The following is a 22,108-nucleotide window of genomic DNA, read 5'->3' as shown; positions in this document are numbered from 1 at the left end:
AAGAGCTCCTCGTGACCAACATCCTCTGGTTCGATCAGATCGGAATGACCGACCTCCCCCAGGTGGGCGGCAAGAACGCCTCGCTCGGGGAGATGATCTCGAATCTCGCCGATCTGGGCGTGCGCGTGCCGGGCGGCTTCGCGACGACGGCGGATGCCTATCGGCGCTTCCTCGCGCACGCCGGGCTGCGTGAGCGCATCAGCGACGCGATCGCGGGCCTCGACACCGACGACGTCACGCGGCTCGCCCTGGTCGGCACCGAGATCCGCGCGTGGATCATCGAACACCCCCTGCCGGCCGACCTCGAGCGCGACATTCGCGACGCGTACGACCGGCTCGTGGCGACGGATGCCGATCCCGACGGCGTCACGTGGGCGGTCCGCTCGTCGGCCACCGCTGAGGATCTTCCGGATGCTTCGTTCGCCGGCCAGCAGGAGACGTTCCTCAACGTGGGCGGCGTCGAGAACGTCCTCGCCGCGATCCGCGCCGTGTACGCCTCGCTGTACAACGACCGGGCGATCGCCTACCGCGTGCACCACGGCTTCGATCACGACGACGTCGCCCTGTCGGCGGGCGTGCAGCGGATGGTGCGCTCGGACGTCGGCTCGTCGGGTGTGATGTTCACCGTCGACACGGAGTCGGGCTTCGACCAGGCCGTGTTCGTCACCAGCTCGTACGGACTCGGCGAGGCCGTCGTGCAGGGCGCGGTGAATCCCGACGAGTTCTACGTGTCGAAACCGGCGCTGCGTGCCGGTCGTCCGGCGATCCTCAAGCGCGCGGTGGGCGAGAAGGCGATCGCCATGCGCTACACCGACAGCACGGAGGTCGGCGCCAGCACCGCCTTCGTCGACGTTCCGGCCGAGGACCGCGCACTCCTGTCGATCACCGACGTCGAGCTCACCGAACTCGCGCAGCACGCGCTCGTGATCGAGGCGCACTACGGCCGACCGATGGACATCGAGTGGGGCAAGGACGGTGTCGACGGTCAGCTGTACATTCTGCAGGCGCGCCCCGAGACGGTCGTGTCGCGCGCATCGGCGAACGTCATGCGGCGCTTCCGTCTGCAGGAGACGGGCCCCGTCGCCGTCGAGGGTCGTGCGATCGGGCAGCGGATCGGCGCGGGTCCCGTGCGCGTGCTGCGCGATGCCACGCAGATGAGCGAGTTCCAGACCGGGGACGTGCTCGTGGCCGACATGACCGATCCCGACTGGGAGCCGATCATGAAGCGTGCATCCGCGATCGTCACCAACCGCGGCGGCCGCACCTGCCACGCCGCGATCATCGCCCGCGAGCTCGGCATCCCCGCCGTCGTCGGCACGGGCGACGCGACGCGCGTGCTGGCCGACGGCCAGCCGGTCACCGTGTCCTGCGCCGACGGAGACACGGGCGTCGTGTACGAGGGCATCCTGGCCTTCGCCGAAGAGGAGACAGCGCTCGACAGCATGCCGGAACCGCCGGTGAAGATCATGATGAACGTCGGAACGCCCGATCAGGCGTTCTCGTTCTCCCGCCTTCCGCACCGCGGGGTCGGTCTCGCCCGGCTGGAGTTCATCATCAACCGGCAGATCGGCATCCATCCCCGCGCCCTGCTCGAGCACGACACCCTGCCCGACGACCTTCGCCGACAGGTGGATGCCAGGATCGCCGCCTACCCGTCGCCGCGCGAGTACTTCGTGCAGCGGGTGGCCGAGGGCGTCTCGATGCTCGCGGCCGCGTTCGCCCCGGAGCCGGTGATCGTGCGGCTGAGCGATTTCAAGTCGAACGAGTACGCCAACCTTCTGGGCGGGGATCGTTACGAGCCGCACGAGGAGAACCCGATGATCGGATACCGCGGGGCCTCGCGCTACATCTCCCCGGAGTTCCGCGAGTGCTTCGAGATGGAGTGCGAAGCGCTGACGTTCGTGCGCGACGAGATGGGCTTCACCAACGTGCAGGTGATGGTGCCGTTCGTCCGCACCGTGGCCGAGGGGCAGGCCGTCGTCGAGCTGCTGGCCGAGAACGGCCTGCGCCGGGGCGAGAACGGCCTGAAGGTCATCATGATGTGCGAGGTGCCGACGAACGCACTGCTCGCCGACGACTACCTCCAGCACTTCGACGGCTTCTCGATCGGCTCGAACGACATGACGCAGCTCACGCTCGGCCTCGACCGCGACAGCGCACTGGTGGCGGACACCTTCGACGAGCGCGACCCGGCCGTGCTCAAGCTGCTCTCGATGGCCATCGAGGCATGCCGCCGTCAGGGCAAGTACGTCGGGATCTGCGGCCAGGGCCCGAGCGATCACCCCGAGCTGGCGGAGTGGCTCGTCGAACAGGGCATCGAATCGGTGTCCCTGAACCCCGACACCGTCATCGAGACGTGGCTGCGCCTGGCGCGAATGGCGCCGATGCAGGTGTGAGTCCGGCGCTCGGCAGGTGACATGGAGCGAAACAACGATGCGCGATATGTCCTGCCGGGCGGGCCGCGGCCCCTCACCCCGCACAGTCGGCTACGGTTCAGAGTGAGCGTGTGTGCGCTCATCGAACGAATGCAGGTGCCCCATGCCATATCGCGACCGGACCACAGTGGAGCGCTGGGTCAACGAGTACATCGAGTCGCACAGCGCGGACTCGCTGGGCGTCGCGGTGCTCGACAAGAACTTCGAGGCCGGACCGAACTCCGGAATAGTGGTCGTCACGCTGCGTTCCGCCAGCACGATCACGTTCCTGCACCCCGAGATCCGTCAGGGGCTGCCCAACTGGGTGGTCACGTTCGAGGGGCGAAATGAGACGCTCGACCTCGACGACGCGGCCCTTCGTCAGCTCGCGGAAGACCTCATGTCTCTCGCGGAGCTCCGTTCATTCCTGCAGCAGAAGACCGACGCGGTCGTCCTCACGCACTGACCGCACGTCTACGCGCGTTCACGCACGGACCGCGCGGCTGAGGCCGGCGCTCAGGCGGGGAACACCGTGAGCAGTGCGCCGAACGCGGCGGTGACGCCGGCCACGAGGCCCGCAGACGCGGCGATGGGGTGCACGATCCGACCGACGTGGCGATCGCGCATGCGGGAGCGCTCGGGCTTCCACGACAGCACGGCCGTCTTGGCTTCGGAAAGATCCGCGTAACGGCCGATCGGCGCGCTCGTCGCGTCGAAGGCGACGAAGTGACCGTCGGGGGTCGTGTCGACCGAGCCGACGTACTCGCCGGCCTTCGAGGCGACGTGGAAGCCGGTGTCGACCTTGCTCCACGTCACCGCACGCGGCACGATGCCGGCCGTGGGAGCGACCGGGTCGGTCGCCGAGACGGCGCCGGGGACGTAGAGGCGGCCTGCGGGGTGCTCTGCGATGGTCATGCCACACGCGCCAGTGCCGGGGTGCGGACATCGAGCTCGGTGATCTCGCGCTCGGCGACCTGGTCGCAGAGATCGATGACGACGCCCGCCGACGAGTTCGCCTGATCGGCGAGCTGCTGCAGGTAGCTCCGGTCGAGCTGCTTGGCGGCCTCGGCGTCCATCTTGAACTGCAGCGGGATCGAGCAGTGCAGCCAGATGCTGGAGCGCTCGACGCCTCCGTCGACCAGACGGTCCCACGAGAGCGAGAAGCTCTCGTTCCGGCGCAGCTTGGTCGACACGAGAACCTTCAGGTGAGCGAGGATGCGGTCCGGCATCTCGATTGCTTCGCCGGTGGCTCCGTAGTGCAGCGTGCCCATTTCAACTCCTCAGGTCGGTGTATATCCGATGTGAGAAAACTTACTCAGATCAAAAGTAGTTTGTCAAACTACATATCTGCCACGCTTCACGTCTTGCTATAGTGGGAGCAGGAGGTGGCCATGAGCGTTCAGCTTGACGCCGCGGAGGTGATCATCGACGCCCTTCGGCAGTACCAGGAAGCCGATAGCGCGATGCATGCGCGTGCCCGGCAGGTTTCCTCGATGTCCGACAACGAGATCCGCATCATCCAGTACCTCCTCGGTGCCGCCATGAACGGCGACACCGTGACCCCGACCGCGCTGTCTAAGCACCTCGGCGTCACCTCGGCATCCATGACCGCTCTGCTCGATCGCCTCGAGCGCGCCGGCGCCATCGAGCGCGTGCGGCACCCCTCCGACCGTCGCAGCCTGGTGATCACGGCCACGCCGCTCGCCGAGCAGACCGTGGGCGCGCCCGTCGTCGCCTTTCAGCAGGCGACGCAGGAGATCGCCGCAGACCTCACGGAAGCGGAGCAGGCTGCCGTCGTCGGATTCCTCCGTCGGCTCACTGCCGCCGCAGACCAGGCCAGCCGTTCGACCACCGCCTGACGCCGACCGGACAGCGCGTCAGCTGCTGAGCGCCGCCGCGATGCGCACCACGGCCTCGCGGAGGAGCGGTCGCGGAGTGGCGAACACGAACCGCGTGCACCCGATCGCGGCCTGTCCGCATAGCGCGCCGTCGGTCATCGACACCGCGGCGTTCTCGCGGAACCAGGCGCCGAGGTCGGCATCCGCACCGAGCTCGGCCCACAGCCGCGTGCCGCGGAAATCGAGCAGGGCGATGTAGGTCCCCTCCGGCACGGTGACCCGCACCCCGGGAAGGTGCTCCGCCACCAGCTCAGCGAGCAGTCGCCGGTTGCCGTCGAGGTACTCGATGACCCCGGCCAGCCACTCGGCGCCCCCGGTGTAGGCCGCGAGCTGCGCGATCACGCCGATCGTCGCGGTGCCGTGACCGGCCCACCCGCCGTCGGCATCCCACGCGTCCCTGGTCTCGGCGTTCGACAGGATCAGCTGCGCGCACTTGAAGCCGGCGAGGTTCCATGCCTTCGACGCCGATGTCGCCGTCAGCGTGTGCGCGGCCGCGGCATCCGACACCGAGGCGTACGGGATGTGCCGGGCGGGCTCGTACACGAGCGGAGCGTGGATCTCGTCGGAGAAGACCCGACCGCCGGCAGCCGACACGGTCTCCGCGATCGCCAGCAGCTCTTCCCGAGTCGCGACCGTGCCCAGCGGATTGTGCGGGTTGCAGAGCACGAGCAGCTCGCCGCCCTCGGCGAACGCGGATGCGACGGCCGCGAGGTCCATGACCCAGCGCCCGTCGACCTCGAGGCTGGGCACCTCGATCACTCGACGTCCGTGTCGCAGCGGCACATCGAGGAACGGCATGTAGGCGGGGGTCGGCACGATCACCGCCTCGCCGGGCTGGGTGTAGGTGGTGATCGCGAACTCGTACGCGGCGATCACGTCGGCGACGAGCCGCACGTCCGCACTCGGCACGGTCCAGCCGTACCGATCGGCATACCAATCGGCCACCGCCTGCTGCAGCGCGCGAGCGGTCGGCACGGGCAGGTAGCCGGTGAATCCGGCACGCAGCGCGTCGGCGACGGCATCCGAGATCGCGGGCGCGACGCCGAAGTCCATCTCGGCGATGAACGTGCCGATCGTGTCGGGGAAACGCGTCCACTTGACGCTGCCCGCCCGCCGCAGGTCGGCCTCGGTGATCACGTCGTACGGGTGCGGTGCGGCGAGGTCGGCGAGGCTCATGCATCCATTCTGCCGTGCCCGCCCCGGCATCCGGCATGGCCGGCGCCGCGCAGCGTCACACGCCGCTACAGCCAGCCCTTGCGCTTGAACGCGAGGTAGAGACCGCCCCCGAGCGCGACCATCGCGGCGATCGAGAGCGGGTACCCGTACGGCCAGTTCAGCTCGGGCATGTCGAGGAAGTTCATGCCGTAGATCGATCCGATCAGCGTCGGCGCGAACAGGATCGCCGCCCACGCCGAGATCCGCTTCATCTGGTCGCCCTGACGGATGCTCTCCTGGGTCATCCGCCGCATCTCCTCGTTCTGCCGGCGTGCGACGATCGTCGACTCGACGGTGAGCGCGTTCTCGAGCACAGCGCGGAACGTGGCGGCCCGGTCGGCGACCCGGATGGCGTGATCGTGCACGTCACGCAGTCGACGCTGCAGCTCGGCATCCGCGTCGCGCCTCTCCCCCTCGCGCAGCAGCCCGCCGACGATGTCCGTCAGCGGCTGCGCCGCGCGCTGGAACTCGAGCACCTCGCGCGAGAGCTCGTAGATGCGCTGCGTGGCGTCGACGTCATCGACGAACAGCTGGTTCTCGATCTCGTCGATGTCGTTCTCGAGCCCGGCCAGCACCGGCGCGTACCGGTCGACCACCTCGTCGAGGATCGCGTACAGCACGGCCTCCGGCCCGTGGGCGAGCAGGATGGGATCGCTCTCGAGGCGGCGGCGCACCTGCCCGAGGTCCGGCTCCTCGGCGTGGCGCACCGTGACGACGAAGTCGCGCCCGACGAACACGTGCACCTCGCCGAACTCCACCTCCTCCTCCGCGTCGAGGTAGCGCGCGGGTCGCAGCACGACGAAGAGGTGATTCTCGTAGTGCTCGAGCTTGGGGCGCTGATGCCCGCGCAGGGCGTCTTCGACGGCGAGCTCGTGCAGCCGGAATTCGGCGGCGACGGTCTGCAGCTCTTCGGCATCCGGTCGATACAGACCGATCCAGCCCATTCCGCCGCGCTCGCGCATCAGCTCGAAGGTCTCGTCGATGCTGTCGGGATTCGCCGTGCGCGCACCGCCCACGTAGATGCCGTTGTCGACGATCGCCATGCCGTGCCTCCTGAGTGCGCCGTTCGCGCTGTCGCGAACGTACCACCGGGAACGGGCCCCGCCGATGCGCGGCGGGGCCCGTTCGATTCGATCCGGGTCAGCGCCGGCGTCGCGCGACGATCACGATGGCGGTGATGACGGCGGCGAGCAGCACCACTCCGAGGCCGATCAGCAGCGGCCACGGCATCGGGTCGGATTGCTCGGTCGGCTGTGCGGCGTCGGATGGCTGGGCCGTCGGGTCTGCCGCAGCCGTCTCGCTCGGGGTGGCGCTGGGCGTCGCCGTGGGCTCGGGCACGGTCAGCGAGAACGCGTACTCCCCCGACGTCGGGTGCCCGTCGCTCGAGACGACCTGCCAGGTCACCGTGTAGGCGCCGTCGGGCATCCCCTCCGACAGCGGAACCGTGACCGTATCGGCCTCGATCGAGGGCGGCCCGGCCACCCAGTCCTGACCGGACTCGTCGACGACGGTCATGGCCGTACCGCTGTTCTCGTCGATGGAGAGCAGCGTGTTCGAGAAGGTCAGCACGACCTCGGTGGGCGCGGCGGTCAGCTGCGAATCGGCGGCAGGGGTGCTCGAGACGATCGTGTCGTGAGCGGACGCCGGAGCTGCGACGGCGAGCGCGGCGACGGTCGCCACGGCGACGGCGGCGATGGTGGTGCGGATGCGGAACATGGGGGACCTCTTTCTGGGTGCCGCGACGCGGCGAATCATCTGGAAGGGGCGCGGGGCGCCCGACGCGGCCACACGGCGGCGATGGATCAGACGACGTTCAGAGGCGGCCCGCGCCGGTGCAGCGCGACCAGGCGCGGCTCGGCGCGCGGTGGTGCCGGCAGCAGCGCCCAGCGCAACCGGGTCGGAACAGCGGGCACAGCCGGTGCGACGGCGACCGATCGCGTCAGCCAGCGCACGACGGAGGATGCCAGGGCCGTGAGCGCCTGGATCAGACGCTCACCACGATGCAGCGCGACGACGGTGACGAGCGCGGCGATGCCGTGCGCGAGCCACATGCCCGCGTCCTCGGGGACGACCGCCGTGCCGGCCGCGGGAAGCGTGAGCGGCCCGTGCACGTGCGGTGCGATGCCGCCTCGCGGTGCGATCGAGCCGAGCACGAACAGCACGTGGAACAGCGCCTGCGACACCATCACCGAGAACGTCAGCCTGATCGCCGACAGGCGGATGCCCGAGAGCAGCGTGCAGAGCATGAACGACAGCAGCCAGGGAACCGCGACACCGAGCATCCCCGGCATCTGACCGCCGACCCAGACGTGGGAGGCGAGGGCGACGAACGTCGAGATCGAGGCGCCCGCGAAGCCGCGGAGGAGCCGAGATCTACCAGACGAGCGCACCCGTCCATCCTTTCATGGCGTGGGAGGCACGTCGGAGGCGACGCCATGGGGCTGCCCCTGGCGCCCCGCCCAGACCGCGCCGGCGCTGGCGAGCAGGTCGCCTCGGATGCTCACGCGGCTCACTCCGCGGCAGGCGGTGCGCAGATGGCCGCGTCAGCGATGCTCTGCGCGTACTGCTCAGCCGTGAACGGCAGTCCGAACTCCGGCGCCGTCTGCCCCTCGGCAGCAGGAGCCTTCGACGCGATCGCCGCGAGCTCCCAGGCGAGGTACGCGGCCATCGCGCCACCCGCGGACGAGCCGTTGAGCGTGACCGCCACGGTGAAGCCGGTGGCCGGGTCGGAGTACGCCGCGGTCGCGTAGCCGGGAACCCAGCCGTGCTGTCCGACCATCGAGCCCACGAGGTACCCGCCGCCGGTCGCCTGGTACCAGCTCGGCGCGCCGGGGCTGACGGGGAGCGGGGCGCCGAAGCGAGCGGGCTCGGCGTTCTTCGCGCGCAGCGCCTGACGTGCCTCCGCCTGGGCGTAGCGCCCGAGGTCGGTGATGGTCGAGACGACGCCCGAGTCGGTGAACCCGATGCTCGACGAGCTCTTCGTGATGTCGACGGGGGCCGCGCAGTCGTACCCGCCGCCCTCGGCCGGGGGAAGGAAGGTGCCCCTGAGCGCCGGCGACGGGCTGGGTGCGGCCGACTCGCGCGGCGGCAGCGAAGTGGACGCCAGCTCGAGCGGCCCCGTGACGTACTTCGCGATCAGCTCGGACGCGCTGCGACCGGACACGCGCTCCAGCGCCATGCCCAGCATGAGGTACCCGGCGTCCGACTCGCGGTACTCGGTGTGCGCCGGTGTGCGGGCGGTGCCCAGCCCGAAGCTGGCCAGCTGCAGGGGAGCCCACTCGCGCCCCGGCGTGTTCAGCCAGTACGGCTTGACCACGGCCTCGGAGGAGCCGACGCCGCTCGTGCCGTTGCAGAGGTCGAGCAGCGTGATGTCGGAGAGGTCGGCGACGCCCGAGACGTACTTCGGCACGGGGGTGTCCAGTTCGACCGTGCCGTCGTCGGCCATGCCGTAGAGGACATCGCACGTCATCAGCCGGGTGACGTCGGCGATGCGGAACGACATGTCGGTGGTCACCTCGGCGCCGTCCGGGCCCTGCGTGCCCACGCCGGTGACCCACTCGCCGCTCCAGGGCACCCAGACGCCGACGATGGCGCCCGAGGATCCGCTGGCGACGATCGCCCGCTCGACGGCGGCCTGCAGCTGCCCGGTCACATCGTCGGGCAGCTTCGCGTCGACCTGCTTCGGGGGCGTGTAGCTGAACTCGGAATCCGATCCGGTGCAGCCGGTCAGTGCGAGGGCCAGGGCGAGCACGCCGCCAACGGCTGCGCGCACACGGCGCGACGAACGAAGATGCATGAAACACTCCCGGGGGATGGACTCTCCGAGTCTAGGGCGACGAGGCTGAAAGGCCGCCCGTCACGGCATCCGGATGCCCTTTTCCTTCTCCCCGCCTGCTGCGGCGCTCTCGGCTCGCCGGGCCTGACGGGCTTCCCACGCCTCGCGCATGAATCGACGCACGTCCTCGTCGACGCGGATGTCGCTCGGCCGCAGCGGGCGCGAGAGGTACAGCCCGTCGAGCGAGGTGAGCCGCGACAGCGCGACATACGTCTGCCCCGGCGCGAACGCACCCGATCCGAGGTCGACGACCGCGCGATCGTAGGTCTTGCCCTGCGACTTGTGGATCGTGACCGCCCAGGCCAGGCGCAGCGGGAACTGGGTGAACTCCGCGGCGACCTCGCGGCTCAGGGTCTTCGTGCCCGGGTTGTACGCGTAGCGGAACCTCTCCCACACGGCCGGCTCGACATCGAACTCGTCGCCGTCCACCTCGACGCGCACGGTGTCGCCGAGGATGCGGGTGACCGTCCCGATCGACCCGTTCACCCAGCGCGGGGGCTCGCCCTGCATGGCGATGTCGTTGCGCAGGAACATCACCTGCGCGCCCACCTTCAGCTTCAGCTCGGCGTCGGCGGGGTAGTTCGCCTCGCCCCGCCCGAAGTCGCCCGACACCTCGGCGTGCGCGGTCTGCTCGCGCCCCGGCAGGGCCGCGAGGTGGCGCCGGTTGATGCTGTTCACGATGTCGTTGCGGGTCGCGAGGGTGATGATCGGCACCTCGCCCGGCTCGGGCTCGGGCGGAGTGCGCGCGCCCTTCTCGTTCAGCGCACCCGCGATGTCGGCGGTGACGCGCCCGTACCGCACGGCGTTCAGCATCGCCTTGAAGCCGTCGTCGGACTGGCGGTGGATGTGCACCAGCTCGTGCACGTGCAGCTTCGCGCCGTAGCTGCCGATGTCGAGCATGCCGCCGGCGTCGTCCCTGCCTCCGGTCCACACCTTGGCGTCGAAGAACCAGAACGAGCGGTAGTGATCCTGCACGTACCGCAGCTCGTCGCCGCGCGGCGGCACCGGCGCGAGCTGGTACGGGTCGCCGAACATGACCACCTGCACTCCCCCGAACGGGATGCCGCGCTTGCCGCGCGCCTGACGGAGAGATCGGTCGATGGCATCCATCAGATCGGCGTTCACCATCGAGATCTCGTCGATGACGAGGGTCTCGATCGCGTTGAGGATGCGGCGGGTCGCGTCGGACTGCTCGATCTCGCTCTCGGCGATGAGTCCGACCGGCAGCCGGAAGAGCGAGTGGATCGTCTGCCCCTCGACGTTCAGGGCGGCGACACCGGTGGGCGCGCAGATCGCGATCTGCTTCTTCGTGTTCCAGGCGAAGTGCTGCAGGAGGGTCGACTTGCCCGTTCCGGCACGACCGGTGATGAAGACGTGCTCATCGGTGTCCTCGATGAGTCTGAACAGCGCGTGCTGTTCTTCGGAGAGGGCGACGGACACGACCCTATGTTAAGTCCCCGACGGGTGCGTACGGCATCGTCCCAGCGCCGACTGCCTAGACTTGCGCCATGATGCAGGGGCGGGTGTCACCGGGGCGGACGCGCCCGCGCGGGCGCTCCAGCCTGCGGTCCGACCTCACCCTGCTGGCCGTCATCGGCGTGCTGCTGTTCGCCGCGATCGCCGCGGGCGGGATGTCGCTGTACCAGTCGTTCTACAGCCCCTCCGCCTTCGTGCAGCGGTACGTCGATCTGCTCTCCAGCGGGCGCGCCGCCGAGGCACTGCAGGTTCCGGGCGTCTCGCTCGACCTCGCCGTGCTGCAGGATGCCGGGATCGACGCCTCCGCCTCCGAAGCGCTGCTGCGCCGGGCCGCCCTCGCCCCGCTCACCGACGTGACCGTCACCGAGAAGGGCTCGAAGGACGGCGTGCACGAGATCGTCGTCGACTACGTCGCCGGCGGTGTCGACGGCACCTCGATCTTCACCGTCGCGCAGGACGGCTGGGTGGGAGTCGCCCCGAACTGGCGCTTCACGGTGAGCCCGCTGGCGGAGATCCAGCTCACCGTGCGGGGCGCCGACGTCTTCGCGGTGAACGGCTTCGCGATCGATCGGCGTCAGGTGTCCGTCGACGGCGCGGATGCCGCCCCGCTCGACCCCCTGCACCTGCTGGTGTTCACCCCTGGCAGGTATTCGGTCACCGTCGACACCGCCATCTCGTCCACCCCGGGGGTGAGCGTGCTCGCCGACACCGCGCTCGCTCGCACGCCCGTCGATGTGCAGGCCCAGCCGACCGAGAGGTTCGTCCAGGTCGTGCAGCAGCAGGTCGAGCAGTTCCTCACCGAGTGCGCGACGCAGGAGGTGCTGCAGCCCACCCGCTGCCCGTTCGGTCTGCAGCTGCACAACCGGCTCGCCCCGGACACCGTGCCGAAATGGTCGATCACCGCACAGCCCGTCGTGACCCTCGAGCCCGACGGCGGCGCCTGGGCGCTGCCTCCCACCGACGCGATGGCGCACATCGAGGTGCGGATCCAGTCGCTGTTCGACGGCACCGTCCGCGACGTCTCGCAGGACGTGCCGTTCCGGGTGAACGGCACCGCGACCGTGCTCCCGGACGGATCGGTGTCGATCCGCGTCGGCTCGCCGGACGGCGATCAGCCGACGCTCGAGGGCTGAGCCCTCAGCGCACGCTGTCGCGCTCGGCCATCCGTGCCAGCCGAGCGTTGTACTCCTCCAGCTCGGCATCCCCGGTGCGATCGGCATGTCGATCACGTCGACGCTGCAGCCTGGCATCCGATCGCGACCACTGGATCGCGACGGTGACCGCCAGGATCAGCGTCGGGATCTCGCCGACCGACCACGCGATGCCACCGCCGATGTACTGATCCTCCATCGGCGTCGGACCCCAGGTGCGGCCCATCGAGCCGAACCACTCGGCGACGAACAGGCCCGACTGCATCATGATCGCCATGCCGAAGAACGCGTGCGTGGCCATCACGGCGATCAGCGTGATGAGCCGGCCCGCGTACGGCAGACGGTACGGGATCGGATCGACGCCGATCAGCGTCATCGCGAACAGGTAGCCCGAGATGAGGAAGTGGATGATCATCCACTCGTGCCCCAGGTGGTCGTACATCGCCCAGCGCACGAGATCGGTGAAGTAGAACGCCCACAGCGACACGGCGAAGATGCCGGCGGCGACGAACGGATGCGTGATGAACCGCGAGTACGGCGAGTGCACCGCCCACAGGATCCACTCGCGCCCGCCGCGCGTGCCGTCGTCGCGCTTGTGGATGCTGCGCAGCGCCAGCGTGATCGGAGCGCCCGCGACGAGGAGCACGGGGATCGCCATGCTCAGCAGCATGTGTCCTGCCATGTGCACGCTGAACAGGTAGTCCTGGTACGCGTTGATCGGACCGCTCGTGACCCACAGCAGCAGGGCCATGCCGAGCATCCAGAAGATCGTGCGATGCACCGGCCAGGCATCCCCGCGCCGACGCAGCCGGACGATCCCCACGATGTAGAGGAAGACGCCGAAGCCGGCGGCCGCGATCCACAGCACGTCGAGGTCGAACGACGTGAACCAGCGGTCGAGGGTCAGCTCGGGCGGCAGCGGCTCCCGGGTGAGCCGTTGCGCGGGCGTCTGCACGGCCGGCGCCTGCTCGCCGAGCGGCGGGGGCGTGCGGGCGAGCGCGGCGGCGGCGCCGGAGGCGATGCCCATCAGGGCGAGCTCGCCGAGGATCAGCGACCAGAACGCGCGCTTCTCGCGGGCACCGTCGAGGTGCGGGATGAGTCGGCGTCGGTACCAGGCGCCGAACAGGCCGAGCCCGACGAGGGCGACGGCCTTGGCGATGACGATCAGGCCGTACGGCGAGAGCAGCTCGCTCCACTCCCCCAGCGCGACGACGGTGCGCGCGACGCCCGAGAACGCCACGACCACGAACGCGGCGAGCGCCAGCGACGAGTAGCGTGCGACGAGCACGGGCAGGTCGATGCGGGCATCCGTCTTCGCCGTCTTCCCCGTCTTCGGCTGAGCGCCGACGCGTCCGTCGACGTGACGGAGGATGACGAGCAGCAGCACCCCGCCCACCCACACGGCGGCGCCGATCGTGTGCAGCAGGATCGCGTTCACCGCGACGGTGTGACCGGCGACGTCACCCGAGTGGCCCTGCGTGGCCATCGGCAGGAAGGCCGCCGCGGCGAGCACCGCGGTGAACGCCGTGCCCGTCCAGCTGCGCCAGCCGAACAGCAGCAGCGTGATCACCGCGCCCATCAGCGTGGTGATCAGCCAGGCCTGACCCAGCGGCAGCTCGAGCAGATACCGGCCGAACTGATCGCCGAAGCCGCGGTCGGCGGTGAGCTTCGGGTTGAACGCCGCCATGAACGTGAGGAATGCGGTGATGCCCGAGCCGATGGTGAAGACGGCCGCCCCTGCGGATGCCGTGTCGATCGCCCGCTCGAACGGTCGGGTCCCGACGCGCAGGGCGAACAGCGCCAGCACCAGCGAGCCGAGCATCGCCGCGGCGCCGAGGTTGGCGACGAGCTTCACGGCAGGAAGACCCCACATGACGATGGGGCCGGGGTCGAGCAGCTTCGGAGGCACCGCGCCGCCGCCCACGATGAGGGCGGCGATGAGTCCGGCGGCCCCGCTGATGACGAGGATCGCCAGGCCAGCGAGACGGTACGGGTTCACGCTTCCAGCCTACGGCCGATACGACGGAAGGCCGCCCCCGAGGGGACGGCCTTCCGTACGGCGAGCGGTCTTACTTGACGGCTGCCTTCAGCTTCGAGCCAGCGGTGACCTTGACGCGCTTGCCGGCCGGGATCTTGATCTCGGCGCCGGTCTGCGGGTTGCGGCCGGTGCGGGCGGCGGTGTCGACCTGCTCGAACGCGATCCAGCCCGGGATCGAGACCTTGCTGCCCTTGGCAACGGCGTCCGAGACGGTGGTGAACAGCGAGTCGAGCACGCGCGAGACGGTGGCCTGGCTCTCGCCGGTGGCGGAAGCGATGCTCGCGACGAGCTCGGTCTTGGTGATGGACTTGTCAGCCATGTCACTCCTCCAGCGACGAAGGTCCGTCGCATCGTGTTGATTTCGAGGGAGAGCCCCCGTCGGTCGTTCGACCGCCTTGAATGTACCAACCGCGGGATGTGATTCCGCGTCATTTCGCGGGTTTTGGCCGGATTTCCCGGCGAGTTGCGTCACTTTGGCCACTTCGGTCACAGATTCGACCGGTTGACGGATCGGGGAGGGAATGCAAAAGGGGCGAGGATCCGAAGATCCTCGCCCCCTGTGCAGCCCTTCGACGAGCTCGGGGAATGCTTACCAGCTCGACTTGGTGATGCCGGGCAGCTCGCCACGGTGGGCCATGTCACGGAAGCGGACACGCGAGATGCCGAACTTCGTGAGCACGCCACGGGGGCGGCCGTCGATGGCGTCGCGCGAACGCACGCGGCTCGGCGACGCGTTGCGCGGAAGCTTCTGCAGGCCGACGCGTGCGGCCTCGCGGGCCTCGTCGGTGGCGTTCGGGTCGACCAGGGTCTTCTTCAGCTCGGCGCGACGCTCGGCGTAGCGCTCGACGATGACCTTGCGCTGCTCGTTGCGAGCGATCTTGCTCTTCTTCGCCATGATTAACGCTCCTCGCGGAATTCGACGTGCTTGCGAACGACCGGGTCGTACTTCTTCAGCACGAGGCGGTCCGGGGTGTTGCGGCGGTTCTTCTTGGTCACGTACGTGTAACCGGTGCCCGCCGTCGAGCGCAGCTTGATGATCGGACGGATGTCCTGAGCCTTCTTGGCCATTAGAGCTTCACACCCTTCGCCTTGAGGTCCGCGACGACCTTCTCGATACCGCGAGCGTCGATCACCTTGATGCCCTTGGCGGACACGTTCAGGGTGACCTTACGACCGAGCGACGGCACGTAGTAGGTCTTCTTCTGCACGTTCGGGTCGAAGCGGCGCTTCGTCCGGCGGTGCGAGTGCGAGATGTTGTGACCGAAGCCGGGAACAGCACCGGTCACCTGGCACACTGCTGCCATGTTGTGACTCCTTCATTACCGTGAGGCCGGACGGCCCCACCCAAGATCCCTTGTCTGCATCCCACCCGCAGGCACAGCACAAGGCCGGGAGAGAGGTGTGGGATACGAACTGCGCACAGGAGTGTGCACAGACAAGGAGTCAGTCTAGCACGGCGTCGTCGTTCAGCCGTGCCGCACCGGATTCCGGTATCAGAGTGGTGCGAACATTCTCGAATCGTGCTACTCTACCCGCGTAGATCACTGGGGACCGAGGGGTTCCGGAACCGTTCTGAGGGGCACGGTTCCGGGGCCCCTTCCCTTTGTTGACACCTGTTGACGGCGGATGGAAGACTGCGGCACATGGCGTTCACCATGGGGCTCGTCGGCGCGGGCCAGTTCGCAGGTCAGTTCGCCACCCTCTTCCATCATCATCCGGGCATCTCGGCCGTGCATGTAACGGACGTCGTCCGCTCTCGGGCGACCGAGCTGGTGACCTCCGCCGGCCTCGCCGGGACGTTCGACAGCTTCGACGAGATGATCGCGTCGCCTGCGATCGACTCGATCGCGATCTTCACGCAGCGCTGGACCCACGGTCCGCTCGTCGTCAAGGCGCTGCGCGCCGGCAAGCACGTCTACTCCGCCGTGCCCATGGCGATCACCGTCGACGAGATCGGCGCCATCATCGACGCCGTCCGCGACACGGGCCTCACCTACATGATGGGCGAGACGAGCTTCTACAACCCCGCCACGGTCTATGCGAGGCAGAAGCTCGCCGCCGGCGAGTTCGGCCGCCTGTTCTACGGCGAGGGCGACTACATCCACGACATGGACCTCGGCTTCTACGAGGCGTACCAGTACTCGGGCGGCGCGGAGTGGAAGAGCACCGCCAGCTACCCGCCGCTGCTGTACCCGACGCACTCGATCGGCGGCGTGCTCGGCGCCCGGCCCACCCATGCCGTCGCCGTGTCGGCGATCGGCGTGACCGACGAGCGCGGCGACGGGGTGTTCGAGCGTCAGCTCAGCCAGTTCGACAACGACTTCTCCAACGCCACCGCCCTGTTCGAGGTCGCGGGCGGGGGCTCGATGCGGATCAACGAGTTCCGCCGGGTGGGCTATCCCACCCACCTGCGCGAGTCGCGCTTCCGCTGGTTCGGCACGGAGGGCTCGTTCGAGCAGCTCGCCCGCACCACGGTGTGGCAGACCCGCCAGGGCGTGGAGGACATCTCGCACCTCGTCGACACCGACCCCTCGGCATCCGTCGACGACCCCGCCCTGTCGGGGATCGCACCGGCGCTGCGTGACGCGTTCGTCTCGGGGTACGCGGCGATCCACGAGCAGGAGCGCACCCGCATCCCCGCCGAGCTGCAGAAGCTGCCCAACGGTCACGAGGGCAGCCACCACTTCCTCGTCGACGATTTCGTGCGCGCCGTGACCGATCAGACGCTGCCGCCGGTGAACGCCTGGCAGGCGGCTCGGTTCACGCTGCCCGGCGTTATGGCGCACGAGTCGGCGCGTCGAGGCGGCGAGCGGCTTATGATTCCCGATATGGGACAACCGAATGCACGCTGACCGTCGACCGCGGTCGGTGACCCGGGCCGACGTCGCCCGTTATGCCGGCGTGAGCACCGCCGTCGTCAGCTATGTGCTCAACGACGGGCCGAAGGCGGTCGCCCCGCTCACCCGGGAACGGGTGCTCGACGCGGTGCGCGTGCTCGGCTACCGCCCGAACGCGGCCGCACGGGCGCTGTCGATGGGCTCGGCCGACATGTTCGGCCTGCTCGTCCACGACAACCGCAGCCCGTTCTTCGCCGAGCTCTGCCACGCCCTCGATCAGGCCAGCGCCGACAACGGCCGCTCGCTGCTGATCGTGAACTCCGACCGCGAGCAGGTGGCGACCTCCGAGCAGATCCGCGACCTCGTCTCACGCCAGATCGGGGGTCTGATCATCGCCGACGTGCTGACCGCGCGCGAGCAGTCGCTGGTCGAGGCCCTCGGCATCCCCGCGGTGGTGATCGGACAGTTCGGCGAGACGGACGGTCTGCACAGCGTCGGCGTCGACTTCGCGGTGGGCGCGCGCGGCGCGACGGAGCACCTCATCTCCCACGGCTACCGGGACATCGGATTCGCGGGAAGCGCGGCCAGGTACGACGAACGCGAGCGAGGCTGGCGCGATGCCCTGAGCGCGGCCGGGCTGCCCCTCGGGCCGCTCGTGCATGTGCCGTTCACCCACCAGGGCGGCTACGACGCGGCGATGCAGCTGATGCGGGCGCCCCGCCGGCCTCGGGCGGTGCTGGCAGCGTCCGACCAGATCGCGATCGGCATGCTCGCCGCGTTCGGCCAGCACGGTCTGCGAGTGCCGGACGACATCGCCATCGCGTCGTTCGACGGCACCGTGGCGGCCGAGTTCGTGTGGCCTCGCCTGACGACGGCGGTACAGCCGCTGGAGCAGATGGCGCACGCCACCGTGCGGATTCTGCTCGCGTCCGGCGACGACCGCCGCCACCACGAGTTCGCCACCGAGCTGCGGGTGCGCGAGTCGTGCGGATGCACGGTCGCCTGACGCGACGTTCGCCCGCGTGCACCTGACCGCGCTGGCGCGGCGACTCGACCGGGCTGGCGCGGCGACTCGACCGGGCTGACCCCGGGCGCTCGGGCATCCCGGGATTCAGCGTCCCTCCGCCGCCTCCCGGGCGCCGCGCCCCCACCGGAAGGGCGACACCGTCGGGTCGCCGGTGATCCAGAACCGCCAGGGGAACGCCATGGTGCCCGCGACACCGGCGACGCCCACCCGCGGTCCGGCGGAGACGTCGGCCACGGGCGCGCCCCAGGTCAGCCGTGCGACCGCGCCGTTGTGCTCTTCGCCCGAGACGATGTCGATGCCGTCGTGCAGCGGATGGCGCAGACCGAGCGCCTGCCCCAGCCGGCCGGGCCCGCGAGCGAGGTCGCGCCGCGCGATGCGCGAGAACGGGCCCCTGACGCCGCGACGGTGCGCCGCGGCATCCACTCCCTCCACCATCTCGCCGGCGCGCAGCAGCACTCCCCCGGCCGTCCCCTCGGGTCCGCAGACGACGTTGATGCAGGAATGGATGCCGTGGCTGAGGTACACGTACAGGTGCCCCGGCTCGCCCCACATCGTGGCGTTGCGCGCGGTCGGGCCCATCCTCGCGTGGGATCCGGGGTCGGCCACGTCACCGGTGCCACGGCCGTGATAGGCCTCGACCTCGGTGATGCGTAGGGCGGTGGAGACGCCGTCGACGATCGTGCGCAGCTCGGCGCCGAGCAGACGGGGTGCCACGTCGATCGGCAGCGCGAGCAGGTCCTGACGGTCGAGCGTCATGGCAGCGGAGCCGTGCGGCACCACGAGATGTCGAAGCCGCTCAGGGTGGGCAGCTCGCGGTCGCCGAGCAGGTCGATGAGACGGGTGTGCACCGTGACGGGCAGCGGCAGCAGCAGGTCGTCGTACTCGTTGTTCGCGAGATCGGGGGCGATGGTGACGGCGGCGTACTGGCCGCTGGGCGAGACGCAGGTCTGCAGGATCGAGTCCTCGCCGCTCACCTCGGCCACCATGGTCGCCGCGCCCTCCTCGTCGACGCGCACGACGGCCTGGCCGGTCGGCATGCCCAGCTCGTCGCGCTGCACGATGTGTCGCAGGGTGCCGCCGGGGAACGCCTCGATGCCCACCGCGTCGCCGTAGTCGGGGTCGGAGGCCGGCAGGGGCTGCTCGGTGCCGTCGGTGAGGTCGAGCACGACGAAGCTGCCGTCTGCGCGCTCGATGAGCGCGGTGTACGTGCCGCGGTTGACCCCGAGGATGCTCGCCGCGACGCCCATCGGCTGCGCGCCCGCGTCGCCGGTGGGATCCTCGACCGTCAGGGAGCCGTCGAAGTCGATGAACAGCAGCGCTGACGAGTCGGGCACGAAACGCCACTCGGCGACGTTCGCCTCCTCGCCGTCGATCTGCACGATGCGCGGCTCGTCCGCGCCGCTGAGCGCCTGGGTCACGAGCACGCTGGCGCGACCGGTCGTCTCGGTGAGCTCGCGGTCCGAGTAGCTGTAGCCGACCAGACCCCCACGATCGGAGACCTGCACCGACGAGACGTACCCCTCGCCCGGCAGCGGCAGCTCGCGCTGCTCGGACCCGTCGCGGTTCATCACGAGCAGACGCGAGCCGTCGTCCTCCTCGACGGCCACGACGATGACGTCGGTCGTGGCACGGAAGTCGCTGATGCGGGGATGCTCGAAGACGGGGGCCGCCTTCTCGCCGCTCAGGTCGGAGAGGAAGATCTTGTCGGCGCCGTCGGCCGAGCGCTGCAGCAGCATGATGCTCGACGCGGGCGTGCGGAAGCTCGTCTCGAGGTCAGCTTCAGTGCCTCCGCCCGCGGCGGTGACGCCGGCCACGGCGACCCGGTAGGTCGTGTCGTCGTGCAGCGGGACGGTGAACCGGATGCCGACGCTGCGCCCGCCCGCGTCGACCGTGAACGGCACGGCGGGCTCGACCGTGACCTGGTCGGGGTCGATCGCATCGAGACTCTGGTTGGCGGTGAGGATGAGCCTGCTGCCGGATGCCTCGATCGCCTGTGCCGGATCGACCTGCACCTGGCTCAGACGCGGCCCCTGCACGAGGCTGACGACGGCGAGCACCCCGGCGACCACCGTCAGGATGCCGAGGACAGAGAGCAGCGCGAGCGTGAAGCGCCGGTCGCGCGGGGCTGCGGGCGTCTCCGGAGGCGGCGATCCATCCGCGGCCGGCCGGTCAGGGGCGACGGGGCCCTCCGCGGGCGGCGCCGATCCGGGGGCCGACACGCCAGATGTCGGACGAATCCCCGTGATCGGTCCGACATCTGGAGTGTCGGCCCCCGTTTCGTCACGCGCGGGACGGGGGGTGGGGGCCGGCTCGTCGCGGGCGGGACGGGGGGTGGGGGCCGGTTCGTCGCGGGTGGGACGGGGGTGGGGGGATGCCTCGGGCGGGGCCGCCGGTTCGTCACGGTTGTCCGCGGCACGCAGCGCGCGCAGCTGCGCGCGGGTGAGCGGCTGCTCGCCGGTGCCACCGGCATCCGGATCGTCAGTACTCATACGGATCCTTCGGCTCGTCGATCCGCTTCACCGTCGCCGACTCGATGCTCAGCGTGCCGTCGTCGCCGGCACGGACGGTGCCGGTCACCTCGACCCACTGCCCGGTCTCGTAGTCGCCGTCGAGCCCTCCGCCACTCACGGGCACGGATGCCGGCTGCGCGTCGATCACGCAGTGCGAGATCACCATGCGGGTGAGGTTGACGTCGCCGTCTTCGGCGGGGGTGACGAATCCGGTGAGCGTGACCGCCGCACCGTCGTACTTCTCGGGGCGGGTGGAGTTGGCGAACGCGATCGACCAGTCACCGACCCCGAAGCTGGTGGTGTCGGCGACGCCGAGTGCGACATCGTCGGCGCCGGCGAACAGCGTCGGCGTCTCGCCGGCGCGCGACAGCGCGAGCTGGGCCGAGAGCGATGCGGGCGGCAGCACCAGGCCCGCGAGCACGACAGCGGAGGCGATCACTCCCCCGCTCACCACGGCGATCGTCTGCATCCGCCGTCGACGCCGGGTCCCGGCATCCGGGGCCGCGTGGTCGTGGTCGTGCTCACCCTCCGCGCCGAGCGGGAGGGTGCACGACCAGACGGCCAGGATGAGCGTGACCGCGGCCGCGGCGGCCGCGAACCACACCGTCTCGGGGCTGATGTACAGGGTGAGGCGCCCCGTCACGGCGAGCACCAGCGTGACCACCGAGATGACGACGGCGAGGCCGACACCCAGCCAGCGGGTGACGACAGCGCGCCAGAGCTCGCATCGCGCGTTCTCGGTCTCAGCCAAGGACGTTCACCCCGATCCCGATCACGCAGGCCGACAGCACGACGATCCCGACGACGGCGGCCAGCACCCGGGCGGTGAAGGTGGTGCGCAGCAGCGCGAGCATCTTCACGTCGACCAGCGGCCCGACGATGAGGAAGGCGATGATCGCACCCGACGAGAAGGTCGAGGCGAACGACAGGGCGAAGAAGGCGTCGACGTTCGAGCAGATCGCGACGGTCATCGCGAGCGCGACCATGGCGAGGATCGACAGCACGGGATTCGAGCCGATCGCCAGCAGCACGTCACGCGGGACGAGCACCTGCACGGCTCCGGCGAGCGCCGAACCGATCACGAGGGCGGGCATCACGGCGCGCAGCTCGATGAGGAACTGCACGAGGCTGCGGCGGGCGGGGCTGCCGGGCTCGTGCGCGACGTGCGCACAGGTGTCGACGAACCGCTCGGTGAGCAGGGCCTGCTGATCGCGGCGGAGGCTGAAGAGCCACCCGATGAGGTTCGCGATGACGAAGCCGCCGACCAGACGCGCGACGAGGATGCCGCCGTCCCAGCCGAACGCCGCGTGGGTGGTGAGGATCACGATGGGGTTCACGATGGGCGCCGCGATGAGGAAGGTCATCGCCTCGGCCGGGGCGAGTCCGCGCATCATCAGCCCGCGAGCGAACGGCACGTTTCCGCACTCGCAGACGGGGATGAACATGCCCAGCAGCGACAGCACGCCGCGTCGCGCCCACGCATTGCGCGGCAGCCAGCGCTGCACGGCATCCGAGGGCAGCCACACCTGCACGACGATCGACAGCACGACGCCCAGGATCACCCACGGCAGCGCCTCGATCAGCACACTGAGGGCGAGGGTCAGGCCATCCTGAGCACGGGCGGGCAGGGCGTCGGCGAAGAGCGTGGGCGCGAACAGGTCGATGAGCACGAGCACCGCGACGATGCCGGCACCCGCTGCGATCGCC

General features: G+C 69.8%; 24 protein-coding genes. 6 read left to right on the top strand and 18 right to left on the bottom strand.

The genetic code is table 11. The features are described from left to right. Window positions 1–11 precede the first annotated feature (11 nt). Both ppsA and AB0O65_RS09000 read left to right on the top strand, forming a co-directional pair. Entirely contained in the window at window positions 12–2,396 is a 2,385-nt protein-coding gene (gene ppsA / locus AB0O65_RS09005; protein WP_363384290.1) for a phosphoenolpyruvate synthase, read from the top strand. Window positions 2,397–2,538: 142 nt separating this feature from the next. Next, on the top strand, window positions 2,539–2,880 hold the full coding sequence (locus tag AB0O65_RS09000; protein WP_363384287.1) for a protein-L-isoaspartate carboxylmethyltransferase: 342 nt from the start codon (window positions 2,539–2,541) through the stop codon (window positions 2,878–2,880). Between the two features lie 50 nt (window positions 2,881–2,930). Here AB0O65_RS09000 and AB0O65_RS08995 read toward each other — a convergent pair whose 3' ends face one another. Both AB0O65_RS08995 and AB0O65_RS08990 read right to left on the bottom strand, forming a co-directional pair. After that, complete coding sequence (locus AB0O65_RS08995; protein WP_313480541.1) at window positions 2,931–3,329, bottom strand: peptide ABC transporter permease; 399 nt, start codon at window positions 3,327–3,329, stop codon at window positions 2,931–2,933. Then, on the bottom strand, window positions 3,326–3,685 hold the full coding sequence (locus AB0O65_RS08990) for a hypothetical protein (RefSeq protein WP_191712462.1): 360 nt from the start codon (window positions 3,683–3,685) through the stop codon (window positions 3,326–3,328). Before AB0O65_RS08990 ends, AB0O65_RS08995 begins: the two co-directional genes overlap by 4 nt. Window positions 3,686–3,805: 120 nt before the next feature. On the opposite strand from AB0O65_RS08990, the gene AB0O65_RS08985 reads away from it, so the two are divergent. Further along, window positions 3,806–4,273: a MarR family transcriptional regulator gene (locus tag AB0O65_RS08985; RefSeq protein ID WP_071645069.1), complete on the top strand. Its 468-nt coding sequence runs from the start codon at window positions 3,806–3,808 to the stop codon at window positions 4,271–4,273. Window positions 4,274–4,291: 18 nt separating this feature from the next. On the opposite strand, the gene AB0O65_RS08980 is transcribed toward AB0O65_RS08985, so the two are convergent. From AB0O65_RS08980 to AB0O65_RS08955, 6 genes are all read right to left on the bottom strand, one after another. Then, window positions 4,292–5,488: an aminotransferase class I/II-fold pyridoxal phosphate-dependent enzyme gene (locus AB0O65_RS08980; protein WP_363384283.1), complete on the bottom strand. Its 1,197-nt coding sequence runs from the start codon at window positions 5,486–5,488 to the stop codon at window positions 4,292–4,294. 65 nt (window positions 5,489–5,553) lie between these two features. Further along, window positions 5,554–6,570 (bottom strand): magnesium/cobalt transporter CorA, encoded by a 1,017-nt coding sequence (corA, locus tag AB0O65_RS08975; protein ID WP_363384280.1) that lies wholly within the window; start codon window positions 6,568–6,570, stop codon window positions 5,554–5,556. Between the two features lie 97 nt (window positions 6,571–6,667). Next, window positions 6,668–7,243 carry a copper resistance CopC family protein gene (locus AB0O65_RS08970; RefSeq protein ID WP_363384277.1) on the bottom strand — a complete coding sequence of 192 codons (576 nt, stop codon included), beginning with the start codon at window positions 7,241–7,243 and terminating at the stop codon, window positions 6,668–6,670. An 86-nt stretch (window positions 7,244–7,329) separates the two neighbouring features. Next, complete coding sequence (locus tag AB0O65_RS08965) at window positions 7,330–7,917, bottom strand: hypothetical protein (RefSeq protein WP_363384274.1); 588 nt, start codon at window positions 7,915–7,917, stop codon at window positions 7,330–7,332. Between the two features lie 119 nt (window positions 7,918–8,036). Then, window positions 8,037–9,323, bottom strand: coding sequence for a serine hydrolase domain-containing protein (locus AB0O65_RS08960; protein WP_313480532.1), 1,287 nt, complete (start codon window positions 9,321–9,323; stop codon window positions 8,037–8,039). Window positions 9,324–9,383: 60 nt separating this feature from the next. Further along, window positions 9,384–10,802, bottom strand: coding sequence for an AAA family ATPase (locus AB0O65_RS08955; protein ID WP_363384271.1), 1,419 nt, complete (start codon window positions 10,800–10,802; stop codon window positions 9,384–9,386). A gap of 68 nt (window positions 10,803–10,870) precedes the next feature. Here AB0O65_RS08955 and AB0O65_RS08950 point away from each other — a divergent pair, with 68 nt between their 5' ends. After that, window positions 10,871–11,971, top strand: coding sequence for a hypothetical protein (locus AB0O65_RS08950; protein WP_363384268.1), 1,101 nt, complete (start codon window positions 10,871–10,873; stop codon window positions 11,969–11,971). A 4-nt stretch (window positions 11,972–11,975) separates the two neighbouring features. Here the strand turns inward: AB0O65_RS08950 and AB0O65_RS08945 are convergent, their stop codons facing one another. From AB0O65_RS08945 to AB0O65_RS08920, 6 genes are all read right to left on the bottom strand, one after another. Beyond that, entirely contained in the window at window positions 11,976–13,988 is a 2,013-nt protein-coding gene (locus tag AB0O65_RS08945) for a cytochrome c oxidase assembly protein (protein WP_363384265.1), read from the bottom strand. A 70-nt stretch (window positions 13,989–14,058) separates the two neighbouring features. Then, complete coding sequence (locus tag AB0O65_RS08940; protein WP_071645077.1) at window positions 14,059–14,346, bottom strand: HU family DNA-binding protein; 288 nt, start codon at window positions 14,344–14,346, stop codon at window positions 14,059–14,061. A 270-nt stretch (window positions 14,347–14,616) separates the two neighbouring features. Continuing rightward, the gene (gene rpsN, locus AB0O65_RS08935) at window positions 14,617–14,922 is read right to left on the bottom strand and encodes a 30S ribosomal protein S14 (RefSeq protein WP_071645078.1); all 306 of its coding nucleotides are present in this window, start codon (window positions 14,920–14,922) and stop codon (window positions 14,617–14,619) included. Between the two features lie 2 nt (window positions 14,923–14,924). Beyond that, on the bottom strand, window positions 14,925–15,095 hold the full coding sequence (gene rpmG / locus AB0O65_RS08930) for a 50S ribosomal protein L33 (protein WP_045250846.1): 171 nt from the start codon (window positions 15,093–15,095) through the stop codon (window positions 14,925–14,927). Then, window positions 15,095–15,331 carry a 50S ribosomal protein L28 gene (gene rpmB, locus AB0O65_RS08925; RefSeq protein ID WP_071645079.1) on the bottom strand — a complete coding sequence of 79 codons (237 nt, stop codon included), beginning with the start codon at window positions 15,329–15,331 and terminating at the stop codon, window positions 15,095–15,097. The genes rpmG and rpmB overlap by 1 nt, the downstream gene beginning before the upstream one ends. A 224-nt stretch (window positions 15,332–15,555) precedes the next feature. Next, window positions 15,556–15,672: a hypothetical protein gene (locus tag AB0O65_RS08920; protein WP_363384955.1), complete on the bottom strand. Its 117-nt coding sequence runs from the start codon at window positions 15,670–15,672 to the stop codon at window positions 15,556–15,558. Here AB0O65_RS08920 and AB0O65_RS08915 point away from each other — a divergent pair. Both AB0O65_RS08915 and AB0O65_RS08910 read left to right on the top strand, forming a co-directional pair. After that, on the top strand, window positions 15,671–16,879 hold the full coding sequence (locus AB0O65_RS08915; protein ID WP_363384260.1) for a Gfo/Idh/MocA family oxidoreductase: 1,209 nt from the start codon (window positions 15,671–15,673) through the stop codon (window positions 16,877–16,879). The two genes, AB0O65_RS08920 and AB0O65_RS08915, sit on opposite strands and share 2 nt — an antisense overlap. Continuing rightward, window positions 16,869–17,870 (top strand): LacI family DNA-binding transcriptional regulator, encoded by a 1,002-nt coding sequence (locus AB0O65_RS08910; RefSeq protein ID WP_071645081.1) that lies wholly within the window; start codon window positions 16,869–16,871, stop codon window positions 17,868–17,870. Before AB0O65_RS08915 ends, AB0O65_RS08910 begins: the two co-directional genes overlap by 11 nt. A gap of 105 nt (window positions 17,871–17,975) precedes the next feature. Here the strand turns inward: AB0O65_RS08910 and AB0O65_RS08905 are convergent, their stop codons facing one another. The 4 genes from AB0O65_RS08905 to AB0O65_RS08890 are packed head-to-tail and all read right to left on the bottom strand — an operon-like array spanning window position 17,976 to window position 22,086. After that, the gene (locus AB0O65_RS08905) at window positions 17,976–18,647 is read right to left on the bottom strand and encodes a DNA-3-methyladenine glycosylase (RefSeq protein WP_363384257.1); all 672 of its coding nucleotides are present in this window, start codon (window positions 18,645–18,647) and stop codon (window positions 17,976–17,978) included. Continuing rightward, entirely contained in the window at window positions 18,644–20,380 is a 1,737-nt protein-coding gene (locus AB0O65_RS08900) for a hypothetical protein (protein ID WP_363384254.1), read from the bottom strand. Before AB0O65_RS08900 ends, AB0O65_RS08905 begins: the two co-directional genes overlap by 4 nt. Further along, window positions 20,370–21,152 carry a TIGR03943 family protein gene (locus AB0O65_RS08895; protein ID WP_363384251.1) on the bottom strand — a complete coding sequence of 261 codons (783 nt, stop codon included), beginning with the start codon at window positions 21,150–21,152 and terminating at the stop codon, window positions 20,370–20,372. The genes AB0O65_RS08900 and AB0O65_RS08895 overlap by 11 nt, the downstream gene beginning before the upstream one ends. After that, window positions 21,145–22,086: a permease gene (locus tag AB0O65_RS08890; protein WP_256220985.1), complete on the bottom strand. Its 942-nt coding sequence runs from the start codon at window positions 22,084–22,086 to the stop codon at window positions 21,145–21,147. Before AB0O65_RS08890 ends, AB0O65_RS08895 begins: the two co-directional genes overlap by 8 nt. Window positions 22,087–22,108 lie beyond the last annotated feature (22 nt).

Origin of the sequence: Microbacterium sp. NPDC077391, assembly GCF_040686955.1 — a bacterium.
Classification (GTDB): Bacteria; Actinomycetota; Actinomycetes; order Actinomycetales; family Microbacteriaceae; genus Microbacterium; species Microbacterium commune.
Note: the sequence above shows the minus strand (reverse complement) of the source record. Positions and strands in the feature narration are given on the sequence as shown.

Excerpts from the sequence above, each read along its gene's own strand:
- AB0O65_RS08940 (WP_071645077.1), bottom strand. The coding sequence starts at position 14,346 with ATGGCTGACAAGTCCATCACCAAGACCGAGCTCGTCGCGAGCATCGCT.
- AB0O65_RS08980 (WP_363384283.1), bottom strand. The coding sequence starts at position 5,488 with ATGAGCCTCGCCGACCTCGCCGCACCGCACCCGTACGACGTGATCACC.
- AB0O65_RS08905 (WP_363384257.1), bottom strand. The coding sequence starts at position 18,647 with ATGACGCTCGACCGTCAGGACCTGCTCGCGCTGCCGATCGACGTGGCA.
- AB0O65_RS08990 (WP_191712462.1), bottom strand. The coding sequence starts at position 3,685 with ATGGGCACGCTGCACTACGGAGCCACCGGCGAAGCAATCGAGATGCCG.
- rpmB (WP_071645079.1), bottom strand. The coding sequence starts at position 15,331 with ATGGCAGCAGTGTGCCAGGTGACCGGTGCTGTTCCCGGCTTCGGTCAC.
- AB0O65_RS08910 (WP_071645081.1), top strand. The coding sequence starts at position 16,869 with ATGCACGCTGACCGTCGACCGCGGTCGGTGACCCGGGCCGACGTCGCC.
- AB0O65_RS08995 (WP_313480541.1), bottom strand. The coding sequence starts at position 3,329 with ATGACCATCGCAGAGCACCCCGCAGGCCGCCTCTACGTCCCCGGCGCC.
- rpmG (WP_045250846.1), bottom strand. The coding sequence starts at position 15,095 with ATGGCCAAGAAGGCTCAGGACATCCGTCCGATCATCAAGCTGCGCTCG.
- AB0O65_RS08900 (WP_363384254.1), bottom strand. The coding sequence starts at position 20,380 with ATGAGTACTGACGATCCGGATGCCGGTGGCACCGGCGAGCAGCCGCTC.
- AB0O65_RS08915 (WP_363384260.1), top strand. The coding sequence starts at position 15,671 with ATGGCGTTCACCATGGGGCTCGTCGGCGCGGGCCAGTTCGCAGGTCAG.
- corA (WP_363384280.1), bottom strand. The coding sequence starts at position 6,570 with ATGGCGATCGTCGACAACGGCATCTACGTGGGCGGTGCGCGCACGGCG.
- AB0O65_RS08960 (WP_313480532.1), bottom strand. The coding sequence starts at position 9,323 with ATGCATCTTCGTTCGTCGCGCCGTGTGCGCGCAGCCGTTGGCGGCGTG.
- AB0O65_RS09000 (WP_363384287.1), top strand. The coding sequence starts at position 2,539 with ATGCCATATCGCGACCGGACCACAGTGGAGCGCTGGGTCAACGAGTAC.
- AB0O65_RS08970 (WP_363384277.1), bottom strand. The coding sequence starts at position 7,243 with ATGTTCCGCATCCGCACCACCATCGCCGCCGTCGCCGTGGCGACCGTC.
- AB0O65_RS08985 (WP_071645069.1), top strand. The coding sequence starts at position 3,806 with ATGAGCGTTCAGCTTGACGCCGCGGAGGTGATCATCGACGCCCTTCGG.
- rpsN (WP_071645078.1), bottom strand. The coding sequence starts at position 14,922 with ATGGCGAAGAAGAGCAAGATCGCTCGCAACGAGCAGCGCAAGGTCATC.
- AB0O65_RS08920 (WP_363384955.1), bottom strand. The coding sequence starts at position 15,672 with ATGTGCCGCAGTCTTCCATCCGCCGTCAACAGGTGTCAACAAAGGGAA.
- AB0O65_RS08950 (WP_363384268.1), top strand. The coding sequence starts at position 10,871 with ATGATGCAGGGGCGGGTGTCACCGGGGCGGACGCGCCCGCGCGGGCGC.